This window comes from Ottowia oryzae (genome assembly GCF_003008535.1).
Lineage (GTDB): Bacteria > Pseudomonadota > Gammaproteobacteria > Burkholderiales > Burkholderiaceae_C > Ottowia > Ottowia oryzae.
Genome location: NZ_CP027666.1, coordinates 2818364 through 2837389, shown reverse-complemented (window position 1 = coordinate 2837389; position 19026 = coordinate 2818364). Strand labels below are relative to the sequence as shown.

At 65.9% G+C, this 19026-nt stretch carries 16 protein-coding genes; 6 read left to right on the top strand and 10 right to left on the bottom strand.

Annotated features, from left to right (window positions below):
- Nucleotides 1-52: 52 nt before the first annotated feature.
- The gene (locus C6570_RS12935; protein WP_106703586.1) at nucleotides 53-1861 is read right to left on the bottom strand and encodes a nitrite/sulfite reductase; all 1809 of its coding nucleotides are present in this window, start codon (nucleotides 1859-1861) and stop codon (nucleotides 53-55) included.
- Nucleotides 1862-2136: 275 nt separating this feature from the next.
- Here C6570_RS12935 and ygiD point away from each other — a divergent pair, with 275 nt between their 5' ends.
- The 3 genes from ygiD to C6570_RS12920 all read left to right on the top strand — a co-directional run bounded on the left by ygiD (nucleotide 2137) and on the right by C6570_RS12920 (nucleotide 5702).
- A complete protein-coding gene (gene ygiD / locus C6570_RS12930; RefSeq protein ID WP_106703585.1) occupies nucleotides 2137-3063 on the top strand; it encodes a 4,5-DOPA-extradiol-dioxygenase in 927 nt (308 codons plus the stop codon).
- A gap of 253 nt (nucleotides 3064-3316) precedes the next feature.
- Nucleotides 3317-4375, top strand: coding sequence for a hypothetical protein (locus C6570_RS12925; protein ID WP_106703584.1), 1059 nt, complete (start codon nucleotides 3317-3319; stop codon nucleotides 4373-4375).
- 196 nt (nucleotides 4376-4571) lie between these two features.
- Nucleotides 4572-5702, top strand: a complete 1131-nt coding sequence (locus tag C6570_RS12920) for a leucine-rich repeat domain-containing protein (protein WP_106703583.1) — start codon at nucleotides 4572-4574, stop codon at nucleotides 5700-5702.
- Nucleotides 5703-5843: 141 nt separating this feature from the next.
- Here C6570_RS12920 and C6570_RS12915 read toward each other — a convergent pair whose 3' ends face one another.
- The 5 genes from C6570_RS12915 to C6570_RS12895 all read right to left on the bottom strand — a co-directional run bounded on the left by C6570_RS12915 (nucleotide 5844) and on the right by C6570_RS12895 (nucleotide 12261).
- Complete coding sequence (locus tag C6570_RS12915; protein WP_106703582.1) at nucleotides 5844-7325, bottom strand: nucleobase:cation symporter-2 family protein; 1482 nt, start codon at nucleotides 7323-7325, stop codon at nucleotides 5844-5846.
- A gap of 69 nt (nucleotides 7326-7394) precedes the next feature.
- A complete protein-coding gene (locus tag C6570_RS12910; protein ID WP_106703581.1) occupies nucleotides 7395-8651 on the bottom strand; it encodes a M20 family metallopeptidase in 1257 nt (418 codons plus the stop codon).
- Nucleotides 8652-8706: 55 nt separating this feature from the next.
- Nucleotides 8707-10494: a 2-oxo-4-hydroxy-4-carboxy-5-ureidoimidazoline decarboxylase gene (uraD, locus tag C6570_RS12905; protein ID WP_106704685.1), complete on the bottom strand. Its 1788-nt coding sequence runs from the start codon at nucleotides 10492-10494 to the stop codon at nucleotides 8707-8709.
- A gap of 104 nt (nucleotides 10495-10598) precedes the next feature.
- On the bottom strand, nucleotides 10599-11546 hold the full coding sequence (puuE, locus tag C6570_RS12900; protein WP_106703580.1) for an allantoinase PuuE: 948 nt from the start codon (nucleotides 11544-11546) through the stop codon (nucleotides 10599-10601).
- Between the two features lie 43 nt (nucleotides 11547-11589).
- Nucleotides 11590-12261, bottom strand: coding sequence for a GntR family transcriptional regulator (locus C6570_RS12895; RefSeq protein WP_106703579.1), 672 nt, complete (start codon nucleotides 12259-12261; stop codon nucleotides 11590-11592).
- 71 nt (nucleotides 12262-12332) lie between these two features.
- Here C6570_RS12895 and uraH point away from each other — a divergent pair, with 71 nt between their 5' ends.
- Together uraH and xdhC are read left to right on the top strand one after the other, a co-directional pair.
- Nucleotides 12333-12686: a hydroxyisourate hydrolase gene (gene uraH, locus C6570_RS12890; RefSeq protein WP_106703578.1), complete on the top strand. Its 354-nt coding sequence runs from the start codon at nucleotides 12333-12335 to the stop codon at nucleotides 12684-12686.
- A gap of 207 nt (nucleotides 12687-12893) precedes the next feature.
- Entirely contained in the window at nucleotides 12894-13727 is an 834-nt protein-coding gene (xdhC, locus tag C6570_RS12885) for a xanthine dehydrogenase accessory protein XdhC (RefSeq protein WP_106703577.1), read from the top strand.
- 80 nt (nucleotides 13728-13807) lie between these two features.
- On the opposite strand, the gene C6570_RS18185 is transcribed toward xdhC, so the two are convergent.
- Nucleotides 13808-13966: a hypothetical protein gene (locus C6570_RS18185; RefSeq protein WP_164675543.1), complete on the bottom strand. Its 159-nt coding sequence runs from the start codon at nucleotides 13964-13966 to the stop codon at nucleotides 13808-13810.
- A gap of 262 nt (nucleotides 13967-14228) precedes the next feature.
- On the opposite strand from C6570_RS18185, the gene C6570_RS12880 reads away from it, so the two are divergent.
- Nucleotides 14229-15455, top strand: a complete 1227-nt coding sequence (locus C6570_RS12880) for a urate hydroxylase PuuD (protein ID WP_106703576.1) — start codon at nucleotides 14229-14231, stop codon at nucleotides 15453-15455.
- Between the two features lie 432 nt (nucleotides 15456-15887).
- On the opposite strand, the gene C6570_RS12875 is transcribed toward C6570_RS12880, so the two are convergent.
- The 3 genes from C6570_RS12875 to C6570_RS12865 all read right to left on the bottom strand — a co-directional run bounded on the left by C6570_RS12875 (nucleotide 15888) and on the right by C6570_RS12865 (nucleotide 19026).
- On the bottom strand, nucleotides 15888-16493 hold the full coding sequence (locus C6570_RS12875; RefSeq protein ID WP_342747931.1) for a hypothetical protein: 606 nt from the start codon (nucleotides 16491-16493) through the stop codon (nucleotides 15888-15890).
- Between the two features lie 74 nt (nucleotides 16494-16567).
- On the bottom strand, nucleotides 16568-16816 hold the full coding sequence (locus tag C6570_RS12870; RefSeq protein WP_106703575.1) for a GlsB/YeaQ/YmgE family stress response membrane protein: 249 nt from the start codon (nucleotides 16814-16816) through the stop codon (nucleotides 16568-16570).
- Between the two features lie 140 nt (nucleotides 16817-16956).
- The gene (locus C6570_RS12865; protein ID WP_106703574.1) at nucleotides 16957-19026 is read right to left on the bottom strand and encodes an ABC-F family ATP-binding cassette domain-containing protein; all 2070 of its coding nucleotides are present in this window, start codon (nucleotides 19024-19026) and stop codon (nucleotides 16957-16959) included.

Genomic DNA, 19026 nt, shown 5'->3' with positions numbered 1-19026 from the left:
ATTCAATAGCGATTGGCGAATGGATGGCGGCGCGCCCTCGCGCCATCGGAACTCAGGCGGAGGCCGTTTCCGCCGCCTGCCGCGTGCGGTGCCCAGCGTCCAGGCGCGCGCCGTTGGCGGCGGCCTTGAACGGGTCGTGCCCCACGCGGCGCAGGGTGTCGATGAAGTGCTCGGCCTGGCTGGCGCGCAGGTCGCGGTAGGTGGTCAGCACGGCTTCCACCACGCCCGGCACTTCGGCCGCGCTGAAGGAGGGGCCCACGACTTTGCCGGGGTGCGCCGCGCCGGACAGGGCAGAGCCGTCGCTGCCACCCAGCGTGACCTGGTACCACTCCTTGCCGTCTTTATCCACGCCCAGGATGCCGATGTGGCCGCTGTGGTGATGGCCACAGCTGTTGATGCAACCGCTGATGTGCAGGTCGATCGGGCCGAGGTCGGTCACCTCGTCGATGTCTTGGTACAGCTCGGTCAGGGCGGCGGCGATGGGGATGGCACGCGCGTTGGCGAGCGAGCAGAAGTCGCCGCCGGGGCAGGCGATCATGTCGGTCAGCAGGCCGATGTTGGGTTGCGCCAGGCCCAGGGCGCGGGCGCGCTCGTACAGCGCGGGAAGGTCTTCGCGGTGCACCCAGGGCAGCAGCAGGTTTTGCTCATGCGTCAGGCGCGCTTCGCCGGCGCTGAAGGTGTCGGCCAGCTCGGCCAGTGCGTCCAGCGTGTCGGCGTCGGCATCGCCGGGCGCCCAGCCCAGGCGTTTGAAGGACAGGGTGACGACGGCCAGCTCGGGCAGGCGGTGCGCACGCACGTTCTGCTTCAGCCAGCGCTGGTACAACTGGCTGTTCACATCGACTTGCGAAGGCAGGTTGGCCGGGCGGAAATCCGGCACGACGAAGTTGGCCTGCACGCGCTTCAGCTCGGCGCGCGTCAAGGTGTGCGGGGCGCCATCCTGCTCGACGATGGCCTTGTATTCGGCTTCTACCTCGTCAATGAATTGCTGGCCTTCGGCCTTCACCAGAATCTTGATGCGGGCCTTCCACTTGTTGTCGCGGCGGCCGTAGCGGTTGTAGACGCGGATCACCGCCTCGACGTAGTTCAGCAGCTCGGACCAGGGCAGGAACTCGCGCACCACGGTGCCGATCACCGGCGTGCGGCCCATGCCGCCACCCACCTTGATGGTGAAGCCGACTTCGCCCGCGTCGTTGCGGCGGGCCTGCAGGCCGACGTCGTACCAGCCGGTGGCGGCGCGGTCTTCCTCGGCGCCGTTGAATGCGATCTTGAACTTGCGCGGCAGAAAGGCGAACTCGGGGTGCAGCGTGCTCCACTGGCGCATGATCTCAGCGTAAGGGCGCGTGTCCACGATCTCGTCCGGCGCAATGCCTTCCAGCGCTTCGCTGGTGATGTTGCGGATGGTGTTGCCGCTGGTCTGGATGCCGTGCATGTTCACGCTGGCCAGCAGATCCATCACGTCCGCCGCCTTGGACAAGGGAATCCAGTTGAACTGCACGTTGGTGCGCGTGGTGAAGTGGCCATAGCCGTACTTCAGCGGGGGCGCGGCCAGCGTCAGGCCAGGTTGCGAGGCCTGCAGCGCGTCCTGCGTCTGCTGGGCCGAGTCCAGCAGGGCTTGGTCCGGGCGGTCGTACTCGCGGGCGATGTGACCCAGCATGCGCAGCTGCGCGCTGCTGATCTCGCCGTAGGGCACGGCGATGCGGGCCATGGGCGCGTAGCGTTGCACGTACCAGCCGTTTTGCAGGCGCAGGGGCAACAGCTGTTCGTCGGTGAGTTCGCCGCGTTCCCAGCGCTCAAGCTGGTCCCTGAACTGCTGCGCGCGAAGCTGGACAAACTGACGGTCGAATTGGGTGTATTGGTACATCGTGTGGAAGGGTTTTCTGGCGCGCCGGGGCCGCACCCACGCTTCAGGTCGGCGTGGCAATGTAACGGCTGCGCGGGCAACGGCCAACCAATCAATTGTTGTTCACATATGCCGATGTCGCATAAGCAGATGCCTGAATGCCGATACGGCTTGGGGCGAATGGACCGAACGGGTTGCCCCTGAAGCCGCCGCGCGTGCGCGGAACTTTGGAGGGCTTGAGCGCGTCTGTTTCTTTCGCTTACCTGTTTGGCTGGTTCACTCCGGCGCCAATTTTTATGGATTTTCGCCTCCTCCCAGCCTTTCAAACCAGCCATTCGCGCCGCTTATGGCTGCACGGCATAGGCGCTGCGGCCGCGGTGGCAGCGCTGCAGACGCTGGGCACGCAGGCGCACGCCCAGACGGCGCGAAGAGATAAGGCGCAGCAGCGCATGCCGGTGATTTTCATCGGCCACGGCAGCCCCATGAACGCGATCAGCGATTCCGCCTTCACGCGTCGTCTGGCCCGTTGGGGGCAGGAGCTGCCTCGCCCCAGCGCCATTCTGAGCATTTCGGCCCACTGGCTGACGCGCGGCAGCACGGCCATCGACGTGCAGACGCGGCCTAAAACCATCTACGACTTCAGCGGCTTTCCGCCTGCGCTCACCGACATCAGCTACCCCGCGCCGGGCGACCCGGCGCGCGCCCGCCAGGCCGCTGCCCTGGTGAAGCAGGCCAAGGTGGTGGCCACGCAGGACTGGGGGCTGGACCACGGCACCTGGACGGTGCTGCACCACCTGTACCCCAAGGCAGACATTCCGGTGTTTCAGCTGTCGATCGACTACGACCAGCCGGCCGCGTTTCACCGCGCCGTGGGGCGTGACCTGGCCGCGCTGCGCGACAGCGGCGTGCTGATTCTGGGCAGCGGCAACGTGGCGCACAACCTGCGCGCCACCGACCGTGGCCGTCCCGATGGCGTGATGGCCAGCCGGCCCTGGGCCCAGGCCTTTGACAATGCCGTCAAACAGGCGCTGGCCGAGCGCGACGACGCGGCACTTACCGCCTACGCCAAGCTGCCCGGTGCCGATGTCGCCGTGGCCACGCCCGACCATTACTACCCGTTCATGTACGCGCTGGGGGCCGCAGACGCGCAGGAACGGCCCAAAACCATCTACGAAGGCTTTCAGGCCGGCACCATCAGCATGCGCTGCGTGCAATTCGGTTAACGCGCAGCGGGCAAATGTCCGCGCGCGCCCTAGCGCCCGCGGGATGGCTGATGAAATAGAATCCAAATAGAATCCAAATTGCGTTAAACTTTCCTATTGGTATCTAGGAAAGACGGTTTGACGCATGCGGTTGCGCAAAGCCCTGTTGCCATGCGGCAGTCCTAGATGCCAGCGCCGGCACGCAGAAACCGCCCGGTTGCACCGTTGTTTGTTGGGAACGTGCTGGTTGACAGCGCATTTGGAGGAGGTTTTCATGTTCAAACCGATCGCGCTGCGGTGCGCGCGCGTCTTGGCCGCTGCGTTGGCCACTTGCAGCCTGCCCGCAGTGGCTGCGGTGCCCGCTGCCGAGTTCACCGTACTCGCTGCGCTGTTCATCAATAACAACGGCAGCAACTGGACCAACAATACCAATTGGGGCACCGGCGACCCTTGCGATGACGCGTGGTACGGCATTACTTGCAACGCGGCCGGCACCAACGTCGTTGAAATCAGTCTGCCAGGCAACAACCTGGTTGGCACGCCAGGTGGCGTGGGCAGCTTGCCGGCCAACTTCAATGCGTTGACGCGCTTGGAAGAGGTGCGCCTTTCGGGCAATCGAATGAACGGGCATATTCCTGACTTGTCAGGCTTGAATGCCTTGGCAGTTTTCAGCGTTGGCAACAATGAGTTAACGGGCACCATCCCGCCAGTGTCCCTGCCTGCTTTGACCTACTTTGACGTGTCCGAAAATCGACTGGCAGGCGCCATTCCGGCGCTGGACAACGTGCCGTTGTTGGAAGTTTTTGCAGCAGAAAATAACCTGCTGACAGGGGATATCCCGCCATTGGATGCGGTGCCTTCGTTGGACGGCTTTTACGTTGGCAACAATCAATTGACTGGCGTCATTCCGCCACTGGTCGGTCTGGCTGCGTTGGAGGGCTTCGATGCCTCGAACAACCGATTGACCGGGCCTGTTCCGGCCTTGCCCAGTGGCCTTATACAGCTGAACGTCCATGGAAACGACCTCAGTGGCCCGATGCCGGCGGCGCCGGCGCTGCTTGCGCCGGGCAGAAGCGAGTTGTGCCTGCCTGTCGTCCCCGGCCGCGCCAACAATCCCAACCTGCAACTCTCGCCTGACCCGGCCACCAACACCGCCTGGAACGCTGCCACCGGTGAAGCCGACTGGAACGCCGGCTGCCGCGCCGCCGCGGCCGTGGCGGCGGTGCCCACGCTGGGCCCGTGGGCGCTGATGGGCATGGGCGTGCTGCTGGCGAGCTTGGCGGGGCGCGGTGGCATTGGCGTGCGCCCGTTGCGCAAGCGCCGTAAGCTCTGATAACGATAGCTGTATATGCAGTTGCAGTAGGCGCCTGAAGGCTATTTGCCATTGGTTCTCGGGTGCAGTCAGGCGCCATCCCCACAGCCCTGTGACGGGTGCGGCGCATGGCGATGAAAGAGCAAGTGGCCATCCACCTTTGGCCCTGGACGCACGCGCTATCTCTCGTGGCGCACGCATTGGAAGGAGATTCGACATGTCCAAACCCATCGCTGCGCGCTGTGCGCGTGCCCTCGCCGCGACCGCGCTGGCCGCTTGCAGTGTTTCTGCGCTGGCTGCCGTACCTGCCGTCCAGCGGCAGGTGCTTGAGGATCTGTACAACAGCACCAACGGCCCAGGCTGGACCATTAGTACAAACTGGTTGGTCGGCGACCCGTGCGAGCAGGCGTGGTATGGCGTGGTCTGCTCCTCCTTCGGCGACGCTGTCACGAGGATCACGCTGCCAGGTAATAACTTAGTTGGTACTTCGGGAGTCGCCAGCTTGCCAGTCAACTTCAATGCGCTTACCAGTCTGATAGAAGTAAATCTTGATGCAAACGCCCTGACAGGTGCCATTCCTGCACTCACGGGGCTGAACGACTTGTTTTATTTCCGTGTCAGCAACAACAACTTGACAGGGCCAATACCGCAACTCTCCGGTCTGCAGGCGCTGGAGAAATTCCTGGCTTACAGCAACGGCTTGACGGGCCCTATCCCGGAACTGACCAACTTGCCCGCGTTGGAGGTGGTTAGTGTTTCCTATAACCGGCTGACGGGGTCAATTCCGCCACTGGCTGGTGTGCCCACTCTGAAGCTGTTTTGGGCGAGAGACAACCAACTGGAGGGGGCAATTCCGGCGTTGGACAGCCTAGTCGCACTCGAGGGCTTCGAGGTCTCTCGCAATGCGCTGAGCGGCGTCATTCCACCGCTGGGCAGTTTGGCTGTTCTGAAAGAACTCTACGTTTCCGATAACCAGTTGAGCGGCCCCATTTCGGCCTTGCCGAACACGTTGATCCGGTTAAACGCCAGTGGCAACAACTTCAGCGGTCCAGTGCCGCCCGCGCCGCCCGCATTGCTCCCAGGCCTGAGCCAGCTATGCCTGCCGGCCGTTGCCGGGCGCGCGAACAACCGTGACATGTTGCCGTCGCCCGACGCGGCCACCAACGCCGCTTGGAACATCGCCACCGGCGAGACCGACTGGAACGCCGGCTGCCGCGCCGCCGCGGCCGTGGCGGTACCCACGCTGGGCCAGTGGGCGCTGATGGCCATGGGCTTGCTGATGACCGTTATGGCTGGGCTGGGCTGCGCTAGGACGCGGCAGTTGCACCAGCGCCGCCAGCTCTTATAACGATAGCATCTGGCGTAGGCACACTATGCGCCTGAGGGCTGTTTGGCTCTGTTTTGGCCCGTTAGTGGGCCGGCCCTGACGTCCACTGGTGCGGCGGGTGCGCGCCCCGTCGCGCTGGCACGCAGCAATCGCCGTGCTCGTCTAATGCGCCTCGGCCTGCTTGGCGGCCTTGATGGTCGCCTCGGTATCGCCCTTGGCGCCGTTGAAGAACAGGTTCAGCAGCACGGCGCTGATGGAGGCCAGCAAGATGCCCGATTCGATCAGCGGGTGCATGCCGTGCGGCATCCACTGCAGGTAGCGTGGGGCGATCAGCGGGATCATGCCCATGCCGATGGAAATGGCCACGATCAGCGCGTTGTTGCGGTTGTGCATATAGTCCACGCCGCCCAGGATGCGGATGCCGGTGGTGGCCACCATGCCAAACATCACCAGGCCAGCGCCGCCCAGCACCACGGTGGGCAGCGATTCCACCAGCGCCGCCATCTTGGGCAGCAGGCCCAGCACGATCAGGATGAAGCCCGCGGCCACGCACACGTAGCGGCTCTTGACGCCGGTGACGGCCACCAGCCCCACGTTCTGCGAAAAGCTGGTGTAGGGGAAGGTGTTGAAGATGCCGCCGATCAGCGTGCCCAGCCCGTCGGTGCGCAGGCCGCGCGCCAGGGCGGGCTGGTCGATCTTGCGGTCGGTCATCTCGCCCAGCGCCAGGAACATGCCGGTGGATTCGATCATCACCACGATCATCACCAGCACCATCGTCAGGATCAGCACCGGGTCGAAGATTGGCACGCCGAAGTGAAACGGCAGCACCACGTCGAACCAGTGCGCCTTGCCCACCTTGTCAAAGTTCATCATGCCGGCGGCGGTGGCGATGACGCCGCCCACCACGATGCCGATCAGCACCGAGATGTTGGCCAGAAAGCCCCGCGCGAAGCGCGCCACCAGCAAGATCGTGGCCAGCACGGCGGCCGACACGGCCACGCCGGGCAGGGCGGCGTAGTTGGGGTTGGGCACGGTGGGTGCCAGCACCAGACCTGCAGGTACGTCCGGAATGCCTGCCTGGCCCACCGCGGCCGCGCTGCGCAGGCCGCTGAGCCATTCGCTGTGTTCGGGCGCCACCGTCATCGGCGCCGTGGGGCCGACGGGGTTGCCGAAGATCCAGTTGATGCCCACGCGCATCAGGTTGATGCCGATCACCGCAATGATGGTGCCCGTGACCACCGGCGGGAAAAACCGCAGCATGCGGCTGATCAGCGGCGCGATCAGGATCGAGATGACGCCCGCGCCAATGATGGCCCCGAAGATCATCCGCGCCCCGTCGGGCCCGGGGTTGGCGTTGGCCATGGCCACCATCGGGCCGACCGACGCAAACGTCACGCCCATCATCACCGGCAGCTTGATGCCGAACCACTGCGTGGCGCCCAGCGCCTGGATCAAGGTGACCAGGCCGCAGCAGAACAGGTCGGCCGAGATCAGCAGCGCCACCTCATCCGGGCTGAGCTTGAGCGCGCGGCCCACGATCAGCGGCACGGCGACCGCGCCGGCGTACATCACCAGCACGTGTTGCAGGCCCAGGGCGGTCAGTTTGCCCGCGGGTAGTCGTTCATCGACCGGGTGGGTGCTCATGCGTCTCTCCTAGATTCTTGGAATGTTTTTGGGCTCTGGCGCCGGTGGGGCGGGCGCTGGCAGCTATGGTTATTGAAGCAAATCGAACAGCGTGCGGGCCACGACCTTGGTGGCGCGGCGCAGGTCTTCGAGGTTCAGGCGCTCGTCGGCGCGCTTGGCATGGCTTTCCAGTACGGTGCGCGGGCCGGCGCCGTAGATCACCCCCGGAATGCCATGTTCGACGTACAGGCGCACATCGGTGTACAGCGGCGTGCCCACGGCCGGGGGCGTGTCGCCGAAGACCGCTTCGCCGTGCTTTTGAATGGCTTGCACCAGCGGCGCGTTGCCCGCCAGCGGCGTCATGGCGTTGGCCAGCAGCAGGCGCTTGATGTCCACGCGAATGCCTTCGTCCGTGCGCCCGGCGTTGAAGCCGTCCACCGCGTCGGCGATCACCTGGCGGATCAGCGCTTCCACGTCGGCGGGGTTTTCTTCGGGGATCATGCGGCGATCCAGCTTAAACACCACTTTGCCGGGCACCACGTTGGTGTTGGTGCCGCCTTCGATGCGGCCAATGTTCAGGTAAGGGTGCTGGATGCCGGGCACGCGCGAGGTGATGTTTTCATAGCGGCGGTTTTCGGCGTACAGCTGGTTCATGATGGCCACGGCGCCCTGCAGCGCGTCCACCCCCGTGCTGGGCACGGCAGCGTGGGCCATCTTGCCGTGTACCGTCACTTCCATCTGCAGGCAGCCGTTGTGCGCGGTCACCACTTCGTAGCTGAAGCCGGCGGCGATCATCAGGTCGGGCTTGGTCAGGCCCTTTTTCAGCAGCCAGCCGGGGCCCAGTTCGCCGCCGAATTCCTCGTCGTAGGTGAAGTGCAGCTCGACCGCGCCGTGCGTGGGCTTGGCCACGGCTTCGAGGGCGCGCACGGCGAAGCTGAACGTGGCGAAGTCGCCCTTGCTGACGGCGGTGGCGCGGCCATACATCTGGCCGTTGTCGATTTCGGCGCCGTAGGGGTCGTGCGTCCAACCTTCGCCCGGAGGCACCACGTCGCCGTGGGCGTTCAGCGCCACGGTGCGGCCGCCATCGCCGTAGCGGCGGCGCACGATCAGGTTGGTGATGCTCTCCATGCCATAGGCCTGCACTTCGGCGGCGGGCACGGTGTGCTTTTCAGCGTCGAAGCCCCAGGCGGCGACCAGCTCGGCCGTGCGTTCGGCGTGCGGCGCGTTGTTGCCGGGCGGCGTGTCCGTGGGCACGCGCACCAGTTGCTGCAAAAAGGCCACTTCTTCGTCGAAGTGCGCGTCTATCCAGGCGTCCAGCTGGGCGTAGGTGGTGTCGTGGTTGCTCATGGTGTTTTGAAGAGAATAGGGCGTTGGCGCCGATGGGATAAGCGCTGGCAGCTATTTATTTGATAGTATTTTCGGTGGCCACGGCCTGCAGCAGGTGCTGCATGGCGCGCACCGCCAGGTCCATGTCGTCGGCCGTGCTGGATTCAAGTGGGTTGTGGCTGATGCCGCTGTTTTCACCGCGCACGAACAGCATGGCCTGGGGCATCACCTCGTGCAGTTTCATGGCGTCGTGGCCCGCGCCGCTGGGCATGCGGAAGATGGGCAGGCCCAGCGAATCAACGGCGGCTTCCCAGTGGCGCTGCCACTCAGGCGCGCTGGGCGCGGCGGCGGCGCGCATGGATTCCTCCAGCTTGTAGTTCAGCCCCCGGCGCATGGCGATCTGCTGCAGGCGCTCCAGCACGTCGGCGGCCAGGCGGTCGCGCTGCGCGTCGTTGGGGGCGCGCATGTCCAGGCTGAAGCGGCAGCGCCCCGGCACCACGTTGATGGAGCCGCTGGGCACTTCCAGCATGCCCATGGTGGCGACGGAATCGCCATCTTTCGCGGCACGCTCTTCCATGTACAGCGCCAGCTCGGCCGCGGCGGTGGCGGCGTCGCGGCGGCGGTCCATGGGCGTGGTGCCGGCGTGGCTGGCCTGGCCGAAGAATTCGCCCACGAAGCGGATGCCGCCGTTGATCGACGTCACCACGCCCAGCGGCAGGTTCAGCTCGTTCAGCACCGGGCCTTGCTCGATGTGCACTTCGATGAAGCCCAGGTATTTGGCCGGGTCGCGCTTCAAGCCCTTGATGTCGGCCGGGTTCAGCCCGGCGTGCGCCATGGCCTGCTGCATGGTCACGCCGTCGGCGTCGGCCTGGCTGAGCCAGTCGGGGTTGAACTGGCCGATCAGCGCGCCCGAGCCGAGGAAGGTCGCCTTGTAGCGTTGGCCTTCTTCTTCGGCAAAGCCGATCACCTCGAAGTCGAAAGGCAGGCGCCGGCCGGCGCGCGCCAGCTCGCGCACGCAGGCGATGGGCACGAAGATGCCCAGGCGCCCGTCGTACTTGCCGCCGTTGCGCACGGTGTCGTAGTGGCTGCCGGTCATCAGCGTCTTGGGGTGGCGCACGGCCGGGTCGGCCTTGTAGCGGCCGACCACGTTGCCCACGGCGTCGATGTGCACTTCGTCGAAACCGGCTTCCTGCATGTCGGCGCGGATCTGCGCGGCGCAAGCGCGGTGCGCGTCGGTCAGGTAGGTGACGGTGAGCTGGCCTGCCTCTTTAAAGCCTGGGTCGCTGTGCTGGGCCAGGCGCTCGTGCGCGTCCCATGCGGCGTTGCCCAGCGTGGGCTCGGCGGCGAACTTGTCGGCCAGGCGGATTTCGGCAATGCGGTGGATGTTGCGCAGCGCCTCGGCACGCTCGAAATCGGGGTGGTTGTCCAGCCGGCGCGCGAAGGTGTCGATGATCTGCTGGCGCGCCAGGCCCGTGCCGCGCGGGCCGCGCACGGCCAGGATGAAGGGGAAGCCGAACTTGGCGTTGTAATCGGCGTTCAGGCGCTGGATGCGCTCAAACTCTTCGGGCGTGCAGTCGGTCAGGCCCGCCTTGCTTTGCTCGTTGGTGGATTCGGCCGTGAGCGACTTGGCCACCATCGCTTTGCCCGCCAGCTCGGGGTGGGCGCGGATCAGCGCCAACTGCGCATCCACATCGGCGCGCGCCAGCACATCGGCCATCGCCCATTTCAGCTGCGCCAGCGAGCGAAAGGGCCGCTGCTTGATCGCCTCGGCGGCGATCCAGGGGGTGTGCTCGTACAGGCCGTCGAGCATCTGCTCGGCTTCGGCCTGGGTGGCGTCGTTGAGTTGGTCAAGCGTGTAAGGCATGTCGGCTGTCCTGGCGTCGCTGGCGCGGGCCATGCGAAGGGTTGGTAAGCAAGTGGCGTGCCGCCAAGGGGCTCAAGCGCGGCACGCGGGGGTTTCAGGCGGGGTCAGGCGGCGGTGTGCGGGTGCGTGGCGATCCAGTGCCGCGCGATGTCGATGCGGCGCGCCACCCACACGTCAGGGTGCTTGGCGACGTGGTCCATGAAGCGCTGCAGCGCGGTGATGCGCCCCGGCCGGCCCAGCAGGCGGTTGTGCATGCCAATGCTGAGCATCTTGGGCCGGTCCAGCCCGGCCGGGTCGCCCTCGGCGTACAGCGTGTCAAAGCTGTCTTTCAGGTACTGGTAGAACGGTTCGGCATGGCTGAAGCCCTGGGGCAGGGCAAAGCGCATGTCGTTGCTGTCCAGCGTATAGGGCACGACCAGGTGCGGCGCCACGGTACCGTCGCTTTTGCGCACGCGCATCCACAGCGGCAGGTCGTCGCCGTAGTAGTCGCTGTCGTACAGCAGACGGCCGTCGTCGGCCACCAGGCGGCGGGTGTTGGGGCTGTCGCGGCCGGTGTACCAGCCCAGCGGGCGCGTGCCGGTTTGCTGCTCGATCATGTCCAGCGCATGGGCCATGTGCAGGCGCTCGGTCGCTTCATCGACGCCCTGGTAGTGGATCCACTTCAGGCCGTGGCAGGCAATCTCGTCGCCCCGGCGGATGAAAGCCTGCGTGACTTCGGGGTGGCGCACGAGCGCCGTGGCCACGCCAAACACCGTCAGCGGCCAGCGGCGCTGGTCAAATTCGCGCAGGATGCGCCACACGCCCGCACGCGATCCGTATTCGTAAATGCCTTCCATGCTCATGTGCCGCTCGGGGTAGGCGGCGGGGTTGAACATCTCGGACAGAAACTGTTCGCTGGCTGCGTCGCCGTGCAGCACGCTGTTCTCGCCGCCTTCCTCGTAGTTGAGGACGAACTGCACGGCGATGCGTGCGCCGCCGGGCCAGCGTGCGTGCGGCACATCCGCGCCGTAGCCGATCAAGTCGCGGGGGTAGGGGGCTGTGGTGTCGTACATGAAAGATGCAGTTTGCTATGCAATAAATAGCTGCTGGCGCTGGTCAGGCGCGCGCCAGCGCCGTTTTTAGATCATCACTGGGGCCGGGCTGGTCCAGGTTCAGGCCCGCCTCGACGTGGTCCAGGTGTTCGCGCATCAGGCGCACCGCTTGCGCAACGTTGCCGGTGGCAAAGCATTCGACCAGCGCGGCGTGCTCAGCCGCCGAATCGTGCGCGGCGCTGCTGCTTTGATAAACGAGGGTGGCGATGGCGCAGCGCGCCAGCAGGTCGCGCAGCACTTCGGCCAGCACGTCGTTGCCGATCAGCTGGGCCATGCGCACGTGAAAGTCGCCCAGCAGCTCGCTGCGGTCGGCCACATCGCCTTGCTTGAGCGCCGATTGCTCGGCCGCCACGTGCGCGCGCAGGGCATCGATGTGCTCGGGCGTCACGGCCTCGACGAAGGCGCGGGTGAGTTCCACCTCCAGCATGCGCCGCACGGCGAACACCTGGCGCGCTTCGGCGGCAGAAGGGCTGGCCACGAACGCGCCGCGCGCGGGCTCCAGCCGGACTAGGCGCTTTTGCGACAGCTGAAACAGCGCCTGCCGCACCAGCGTGCGCGAGACTTCAAAGTGATCGGCCAACGCCTGTTCGACCAGCTTGCTGCCGGGGCGCAGGCGATGCTCAACAATGGCGCTGGTCAGCGCCTGAGCGATGGTCTCAGTGCTCGAGGCTTCCATGGAAACTCATCATAGGCGCGATTCCAAAAACTGTATACACTTTTGTGAACAATCTTGAATAGGAGCACCGCATGGGCTTGAGCACGCATGTTCTGGACACGATGCACGGCACGCCTGCCGCTGGCATGGGCGTGGCCTTGTACGAAACCAAGGGCGACACGCTGACGCTGGTCAAGCGCTTCACGCTGAACGCCGACGGCCGTAACCCCGACGGCCCGCTGTACGACAACGACAGCCTGCGCGCGGGCACGTACCGCCTCAGCTTTGACGTGGCGGCGTACTTTCGCGCCCAGGGCGTGACGCTGCCTGAGCCGCCTTTCCTGGACGTGGTGCACCTGGACTTCGGCGTGGCGCACACCGACCAGCATTACCACGTGCCGCTGCTGTGCAGCCCGTGGAGCTACTCCACCTACCGCGGCTCTTGAGGCGGGTGCGGCGGACGCTAGACGGCGCCGCGCCGCAGCCGATAGGCGCGGGGTTAGGGCGCTGCCGGCCAGACCAACGGCGTTGAGCCCTGCGGCTTAGTCAGTCATGGCGCCGCCGCGCGCGCTCCGCGTGGCCTGAAGCTTGCGTTGGCGCAGACCCTTTGTGTGCATACTGCGCGACTCTCCCCCACGCTGTCAAAGCCCACCGTGCGCGACCTTGATGCCCTTGCCTTGCGCCTGCAGGCGGCGCCCGCCGTGCTGGTGCGTGTGTCGTGCGCACAGGGCTCGGTGCCGCGCGAAGTGGGCGCATGGATGGCGGTCTGGCCCGCCGATCAGGTGGGCACTGTGGGTGGCGGGCAGCTGGAATGGCAGGCGCTTGCGCGGGCGCGCCAGGCACTGGCCAGCGGCACCGCGCTGGCCGATGAGGTGCGCTATCCGCTGGGCCCCAGCCTGGCGCAGTGCTGTGGCGGCGTGGCGTGGCTGTCGTTTGAGTCGGTAGCCGCGTCCGACTGGCCTGCGCTGCAGCAACGCCTGGCTGCGCCGCAAAGCACCGTTGCGCTGTTTGGTGGTGGCCATGTCGGGCAGGCCATCGTGCGTCTGCTGGCCGATTTGCCGCTGGAGGTGCTGTGGGTGGACAGCCGCGACGGGGTTTTTCCGCAAGCGACGCCCGCCCACGTGCGCTGCGAGCATTCCGACCCCGTGCAGGCCGCGGTGGCCGACGTGCCGCCGGGTAGCCGGGTGGTGGTGATGAGTTTCAGCCACGCCGAAGACTTTGAAATCATCGCGGCTTGCTTGCACCGGCAACGGGCGCGCGGTGATTTGCCCTACATCGGCCTGATCGGCTCCAGCACCAAATGGGCGAGCTTTCAGCGGCGCCTGCGCGACCGCGGCTTCACGGCAGGCGAGCTGGCACGCGTCACGTGCCCCATCGGGGTGCCCGGCATTGGCGGCAAGCAGCCGGCTGTCGTCGCAGTGGCCGTGGTGGCGCAACTGCTGCAAAGCAACGCAGCCACTTGGTCGCTACCCAAAGACCAGACATAAAAAAAGGCGCCAGCCGGCGCCTGATCTTCGGGGGCAGCTCCTGAATCAGGAGCAAGCGCCCGGCTGCGTTGGCCGCAGCATCAACCCTGGTGCGGACGCTTGCCGGGGTTTTTCTTGCTGCGGGTGTGCGCGCCGCGCTCTTGGCTGCGCAGCTGGCCCGTGGCTTGCTTGCGAACGGTAGCGCCTGGCAGCGGCGCAGTCGCCTTGCGCATGGCTTCGGTAACGATCTTGTTGCCCATGATGATCCTTTATTGGGTTGGTGGGTGCCGGAACGGTAAACCGCGCATTTTCGCCGATTTTTGGGTCACTTGGTGCAAATTGTTGTTTGACGCGCAGATGACAGTCAATTTATGGAATCTGCACACAACTGTGTATACAATTTTTTGGAGATCGCAGCGGTGCCCTGGGTAGCGTTTGGCCATGTGCCAATCGACGCCAAAAGCGCGGTCATTCTTTACCTGGTTCGCAGCGCCCGCAGTGGCGAACCGACATGGGGCATGCATGGAAGCATATCTGCTGGATTGGGCCAACCTGTTGCTGCGTTGGCTGCACGTGATCGTGGCGATCGCCTGGATCGGCTCGTCGTTCTACTTCGTCTTTCTGGACAACAACCTGCTGGCGCCCACGGCCGACGACCTGAAGAAAAAAGGGGTCGACGGCGCCATGTGGGCGGTGCACGGCGGCGGTTTTTACAACCCGCAGAAGTACATGGTGGCGCCGCAGGGCGGCATCATTGATTCCAAGCTGCACTGGTTCTACTGGGAAAGCTATTCCACCTGGCTGTCGGGCTTCGCGTTGTTTTGCGTGCTGTACCTGTGGAACGCCAACGCCTTCCTGATCGACAAGCAGGTGTTTGATTGGTCGCCCATGGCGGCGGGCTTTACCGCCATCGCCTTCCTGGTGGGCTTCTGGTTCATCTACGACACCATCTGCCGCGTCTTCGGCTTTCGCCAGAACGGTGAGCGCACCGTGGCGCTGATGCTGATCGTGGTGGTGGCCGCTGCTACCTGGCTGGCCTGCCATCTGTTCTCGGGCCGCGCGGCCTTCCTGATCATCGGCGCCATGCTGGCCACCACCATGAGCGCCAACGTGTTCTTCTGGATCATCCCCGGCCAGCGCAAGGTGGTGGCGGCCATGACCGGCGGCGGCGCGTACGACGCCAGCAGCCTGGCCATCCACGGTAAGCGCGGCAAGCAGCGCAGCGTGCACAACACCTACTTCACGCTGCCGGTGCTGATCGCCATGCTCAGCAACCACTACAGCTTCCTGTACAGCCACTCGCACAAGTGGGTGGTGCTGTTCGTGCTGATGATGGCCGGCGCGCTGATTCGCCAATTCTTCGTGCAGCGCCACGGCTGGCACTTGGGCCGCGCGCGCAACCCCTGGCCGTTTGCGGCAATGGGCGTCGTGCTGCTGCTGGGCCTGATCGTCTGGCTGCGCCCCGCACCCGCCCCGGCCGGCGCCGCGCCCAGCGCTGCCGCCGCGCCCGTCACCTACGCCCAGCTGCGCCCGGTGCTGGAGCAGCGCTGCTATTCGTGCCACGGCGATGTGGTGCAGATGAAGAACGTGCGGGTCGATTCGCAGGAGCAGGCCGAACTGCACGCCCAGCAGATCTACCAGCAGGTGGTGGTGACGAAAATCATGCCGCTGTCGAACGCCACGCAGATCACCGACGACGAACGCGCGCTGATCGGACGCTGGTTCGAAGGCCAGAGCGCGAAGAAGTAAGCACGCATTGGCGGCGCGCGGGCCAGGGCGGCCCGAGGCCGCCTGGTGACCGATGAGCGCTTAGTGGCTCCGCTGCCGGTCGCGTCCTCGAACGGCCTTCTGTGGGGAGCCTTGGGTCACAGATGTTGACGCGGCATCGGCAGGTGCCTACGCACATCCCAAAGGCGCTGCCGCTTAGCGGCACTACGCTACTCAAATAATAGCTGCCGGCGCCCATGCGGCCAGCGCTGGCGCGCGATTTGATGGATAGGATTGACGTGGGCTGGCTGGCGGACTTCCACGCGGCCGATTGTTCAGCCGAAGCCCCAAACACCTTCGCGCGCCGCTGAAGTGGCCACACTGGCAGGCCAAAGAAAAGGCGCCCAAGGCGCCCGGTAGCTGATTCGGCCCGTGATCGGCCAGCGTGGCTGAACCCGCTTCGCGAAAAAAACCTTACTGCACAGGCGGCACGATCACCGAGCTGCCTTCGCGTTCATCGCGGCTGGCGCGCACGGAAAGGCCTCGCACGCGGCGCACGGTCTTCTTCTCGGCCGGCGGTGGCAAGGCCAGCGGCGCTGCCAGGGCGACCTTCACGCAATCGCGAATGTGCTGCTCGCCCAGGTAGCGCAGCGCGGCGTACCCCAGCGCGCCGGACACCAACTGGCCCGCCAGCGGGACGTACTTGGCCGCCTGCGCTGCCGTCAGCCGCACGCCCACGACGCGCGCAAAGCGCAGCACCAGCGTTTTGGTGACCACCCGCCCGATCAGCACCGAGCCGATCATCGCAATGGCCTTTTGCACGCGCTCTTTCTCTTTGGCGTCCAGCTGCTCGATCTGCTGCTGCGCCAGCCCGAATTCGCTGTTGATGCGCGGCAGCAATTTGGTCAGCAAGGCGGCGTCCACAGCCCAATCCAGGCCGGGGAAGGGCACTGCCGCGGCCACGCCGGCCACCGCAGCGCGTTTGCGCAGCAACTGGCGGCTGCGCTGCACGGCGTCAACCAACTCTGGGCGCCCTTGGGCCAGCGCCATTGCGTCGGGTTCGGATTTGCGTAATGCCATGGGCTGTCTCGAAACTCAGGGAAGGCTCAGGGCCACGGCGGGTGCGCCAGCGCGGCAGGCCCGCCGTGCGGTGTTCAACCTTTCTTGGTGACCAAGCCGTACAAGAACAGCACGACGATGGCGCCGATGATCGAGGCGATCCAGCCCACGGGCGAACCAGCCGGGTACAGGCCCAGCGCGGCGCCGCCGTAGCTGGCCACCAGCGAGCCGACGATGCCCAGGATGGTGGTCATGATCCAGCCCATGGCCTGGTTGCCGGGCATGATGGCGCGGGCGATCAGGCCCACGATGAAGCCCACGATGATGGTGACGATGATGCTCACGGTGCGTTCCTTTCAGAATCGTCCAAGTAGAAGAAAGACAACGCAAACTGTAATGCCGTCTGCGGTGGATTTCAGCGCAGGCGGGCCAACTTGCGGCGTTGGCCTACATCGTCGCGGGGCAGGCGAAAGCGCCCCGGGGCTCAAGCGGCGGGTGTCTGCTCCAGTGTCTGCAATTGGTCAGACAGCTCCAGCCAGCGCGCTTCCAGCTGATCGAGTTCGTCGCCCAGGGCCTTCAGCCGGCGCCCGGCCTGGGCGATTTCGTCCGAGGGCAGCGGCTGGCTGAGCTGGGCCTCCAGCGCGCCGCGTTCGGTGCCGATGGCGTCCATGCGCTCTTCCGCCTGCGCCAGTTCGCGGCGCAGGGGGCGGGTTTGCTCGGCCAGCTGCTGGCGGCGTTGCGCGTCCGCGCGGCGCTGCTCGGCGGCGCTGAGGGCCGGCGCAGCAGGTGCAGCGGGTGGGGCGCTGGCCGCTTTCGGCGGTGCAGTTGGGGCATCTTTTGAGGCGCCAGCGCTGGCGGGTGCTGCGGCAGCCGCTATGGATTCACTAGCGCTTCGCTTGGCGTTGGCTTCGCGCACGCGCTTGGCTTCGTCCAGCAGATAGCGCTGGTAGTCGTCCAGGTCGCCGTCGAAGTCTTTGACCACGCCCCGGCCGACCAGCCAGAACTCGTCGCACACGCTGCGCAGCAAAGCGCGGTCGTGGCTGACCAGCATCAGCGTGCCCTCAAATTCGTTCAGCGCCACGGCCAGTGCCTCGCGCGTGGCCAGGTCCAGGTGGTTGGTGGGCTCGTCCAGCAGCAGCAGGTTGGGGCGCTGCCAGACCATCATGGCCAGCACCAGCCGGGCCTTTTCGCCGCCGCTCATGGTGCCCACGGGCTGCTTGACCATGTCGCCGCTGAAGTTGAAGCTGCCCAGAAAGCCGCGCAGGTCCTGCTCGGTGCTGCGGCCGGGCGCATTCGGGCCCAGCTCGCGCGCCAAGCGCACCATGTGCTCCAGCGGGTTGCTGCCGGGGTGCAGCACGTCCAGCTCCTGCTGCGCGAAGTAGCCGATGTTCAGGCCCTTGCCCTCGGTCACCGTGCCGGCCAGCGCGCCCATTTCGCGCGCAATGGTCTTCACGAAGGTGGATTTGCCCTGGCCGTTGGCGCCCAGGATGCCGATGCGCTGCCCCGCCAGCACCGAGCGGTTGACGTGGGTGAGGATCACCTTGGGCGGCCCATCGTCTTGCTCGTAGCCAAAGCTCGCGTCGCTGACGGTGAGCATCGGGTTGGGGATGTTGGCCGGCTCTTTGAATTCGAAGGTGAAATCCGCCTCGGCCAGCAGCGGCGCCACTTTTTCCATGCGCTCCAGCGCCTTGACGCGGCTTTGCGCCTGCTTGGCCTTGCTGGCCTTGGCCTTGAAGCGGTCGATGAAGTTCTGCAGGTGGGCGATCTTTTCCTGCTGCTTGGCGAAGGCCTGCTGCTGCTGCTCCAGGTGCAGCGCGCGCATGTCCTCGAACTTGCTGTAGTTGCCGCCGTAGCGCGTCAGGCGCGCGTTTTCGATGTGCAGGGTGACGTCGGTCACGGCGTCGAGAAATTCCCGGTCGTGGCTGATGACGATCATGGTGCCCGCGTAGCGCTGCAGCCAGCTTTCCAGCCAGACCAGGGCGTCCAAGTCCAGGTGGTTGGTGGGTTCGTCCAGCAGCAGCAAGTCGCTGGGGCACATCAGCGCGCGCGCCAGCTGCAGGCGCATGCGCCAGCCGCCCGAGAAGCTGTTGACGGGCTGGCTCAGCTCATGCACCTGAAACCCCAGGCCCAGGATCAGCGCCTGGGCGCGGGGCACGGCGTCGTGCTCGCCCGCGTCGGCCAGGTCGGTGTACGCCTGCGCCAGGGCCATGGCCGCTTCGGCGTCGTCCGGGTTGCTGGCGTGCAAAGCCTCGGCAGCCGCCAGGGTCTGCCGTACTTCCATGAGGCGCGTATCGCCGGCCACCACGAATTCGGTGGCTGGCTCGTCGGTTTCGGGCATGTGCTGCGCCACCTGGGCCAGCCGCCATTGCCGGGGCAGGGAGAAGTCGCCCCCGTCTTCGCTCAGCGTGCCGTTGATCAGCGCGAACAGGGTGGACTTGCCCGCGCCGTTGCGGCCCACCAAGCCCACCTTTTCGCCGGGATTCAGGGTGACGCTGGCGCCGTCCAGCAAGACTTTGGCGCTGCGGCGCAGGATGACGTTCTTCAGGATGATCAT

Excerpts from the sequence above, each read along its gene's own strand:
- C6570_RS12915 (WP_106703582.1), bottom strand. The coding sequence starts at position 7,325 with ATGAGCACCCACCCGGTCGATGAACGACTACCCGCGGGCAAACTGACC.
- C6570_RS12910 (WP_106703581.1), bottom strand. The coding sequence starts at position 8,651 with ATGAGCAACCACGACACCACCTACGCCCAGCTGGACGCCTGGATAGAC.
- C6570_RS12925 (WP_106703584.1), top strand. The coding sequence starts at position 3,317 with ATGTTCAAACCGATCGCGCTGCGGTGCGCGCGCGTCTTGGCCGCTGCG.
- C6570_RS12935 (WP_106703586.1), bottom strand. The coding sequence starts at position 1,861 with ATGTACCAATACACCCAATTCGACCGTCAGTTTGTCCAGCTTCGCGCG.
- C6570_RS12880 (WP_106703576.1), top strand. The coding sequence starts at position 14,229 with ATGGAAGCATATCTGCTGGATTGGGCCAACCTGTTGCTGCGTTGGCTG.
- ygiD (WP_106703585.1), top strand. The coding sequence starts at position 2,137 with ATGGATTTTCGCCTCCTCCCAGCCTTTCAAACCAGCCATTCGCGCCGC.
- C6570_RS12895 (WP_106703579.1), bottom strand. The coding sequence starts at position 12,261 with ATGGAAGCCTCGAGCACTGAGACCATCGCTCAGGCGCTGACCAGCGCC.
- puuE (WP_106703580.1), bottom strand. The coding sequence starts at position 11,546 with ATGTACGACACCACAGCCCCCTACCCCCGCGACTTGATCGGCTACGGC.
- uraH (WP_106703578.1), top strand. The coding sequence starts at position 12,333 with ATGGGCTTGAGCACGCATGTTCTGGACACGATGCACGGCACGCCTGCC.
- uraD (WP_106704685.1), bottom strand. The coding sequence starts at position 10,494 with ATGCCTTACACGCTTGACCAACTCAACGACGCCACCCAGGCCGAAGCC.
- C6570_RS18185 (WP_164675543.1), bottom strand. The coding sequence starts at position 13,966 with ATGGGCAACAAGATCGTTACCGAAGCCATGCGCAAGGCGACTGCGCCG.
- C6570_RS12875 (WP_342747931.1), bottom strand. The coding sequence starts at position 16,493 with ATGGCATTACGCAAATCCGAACCCGACGCAATGGCGCTGGCCCAAGGG.
- C6570_RS12920 (WP_106703583.1), top strand. The coding sequence starts at position 4,572 with ATGTCCAAACCCATCGCTGCGCGCTGTGCGCGTGCCCTCGCCGCGACC.
- C6570_RS12865 (WP_106703574.1), bottom strand. The coding sequence starts at position 19,026 with ATGATCATCCTGAAGAACGTCATCCTGCGCCGCAGCGCCAAAGTCTTG.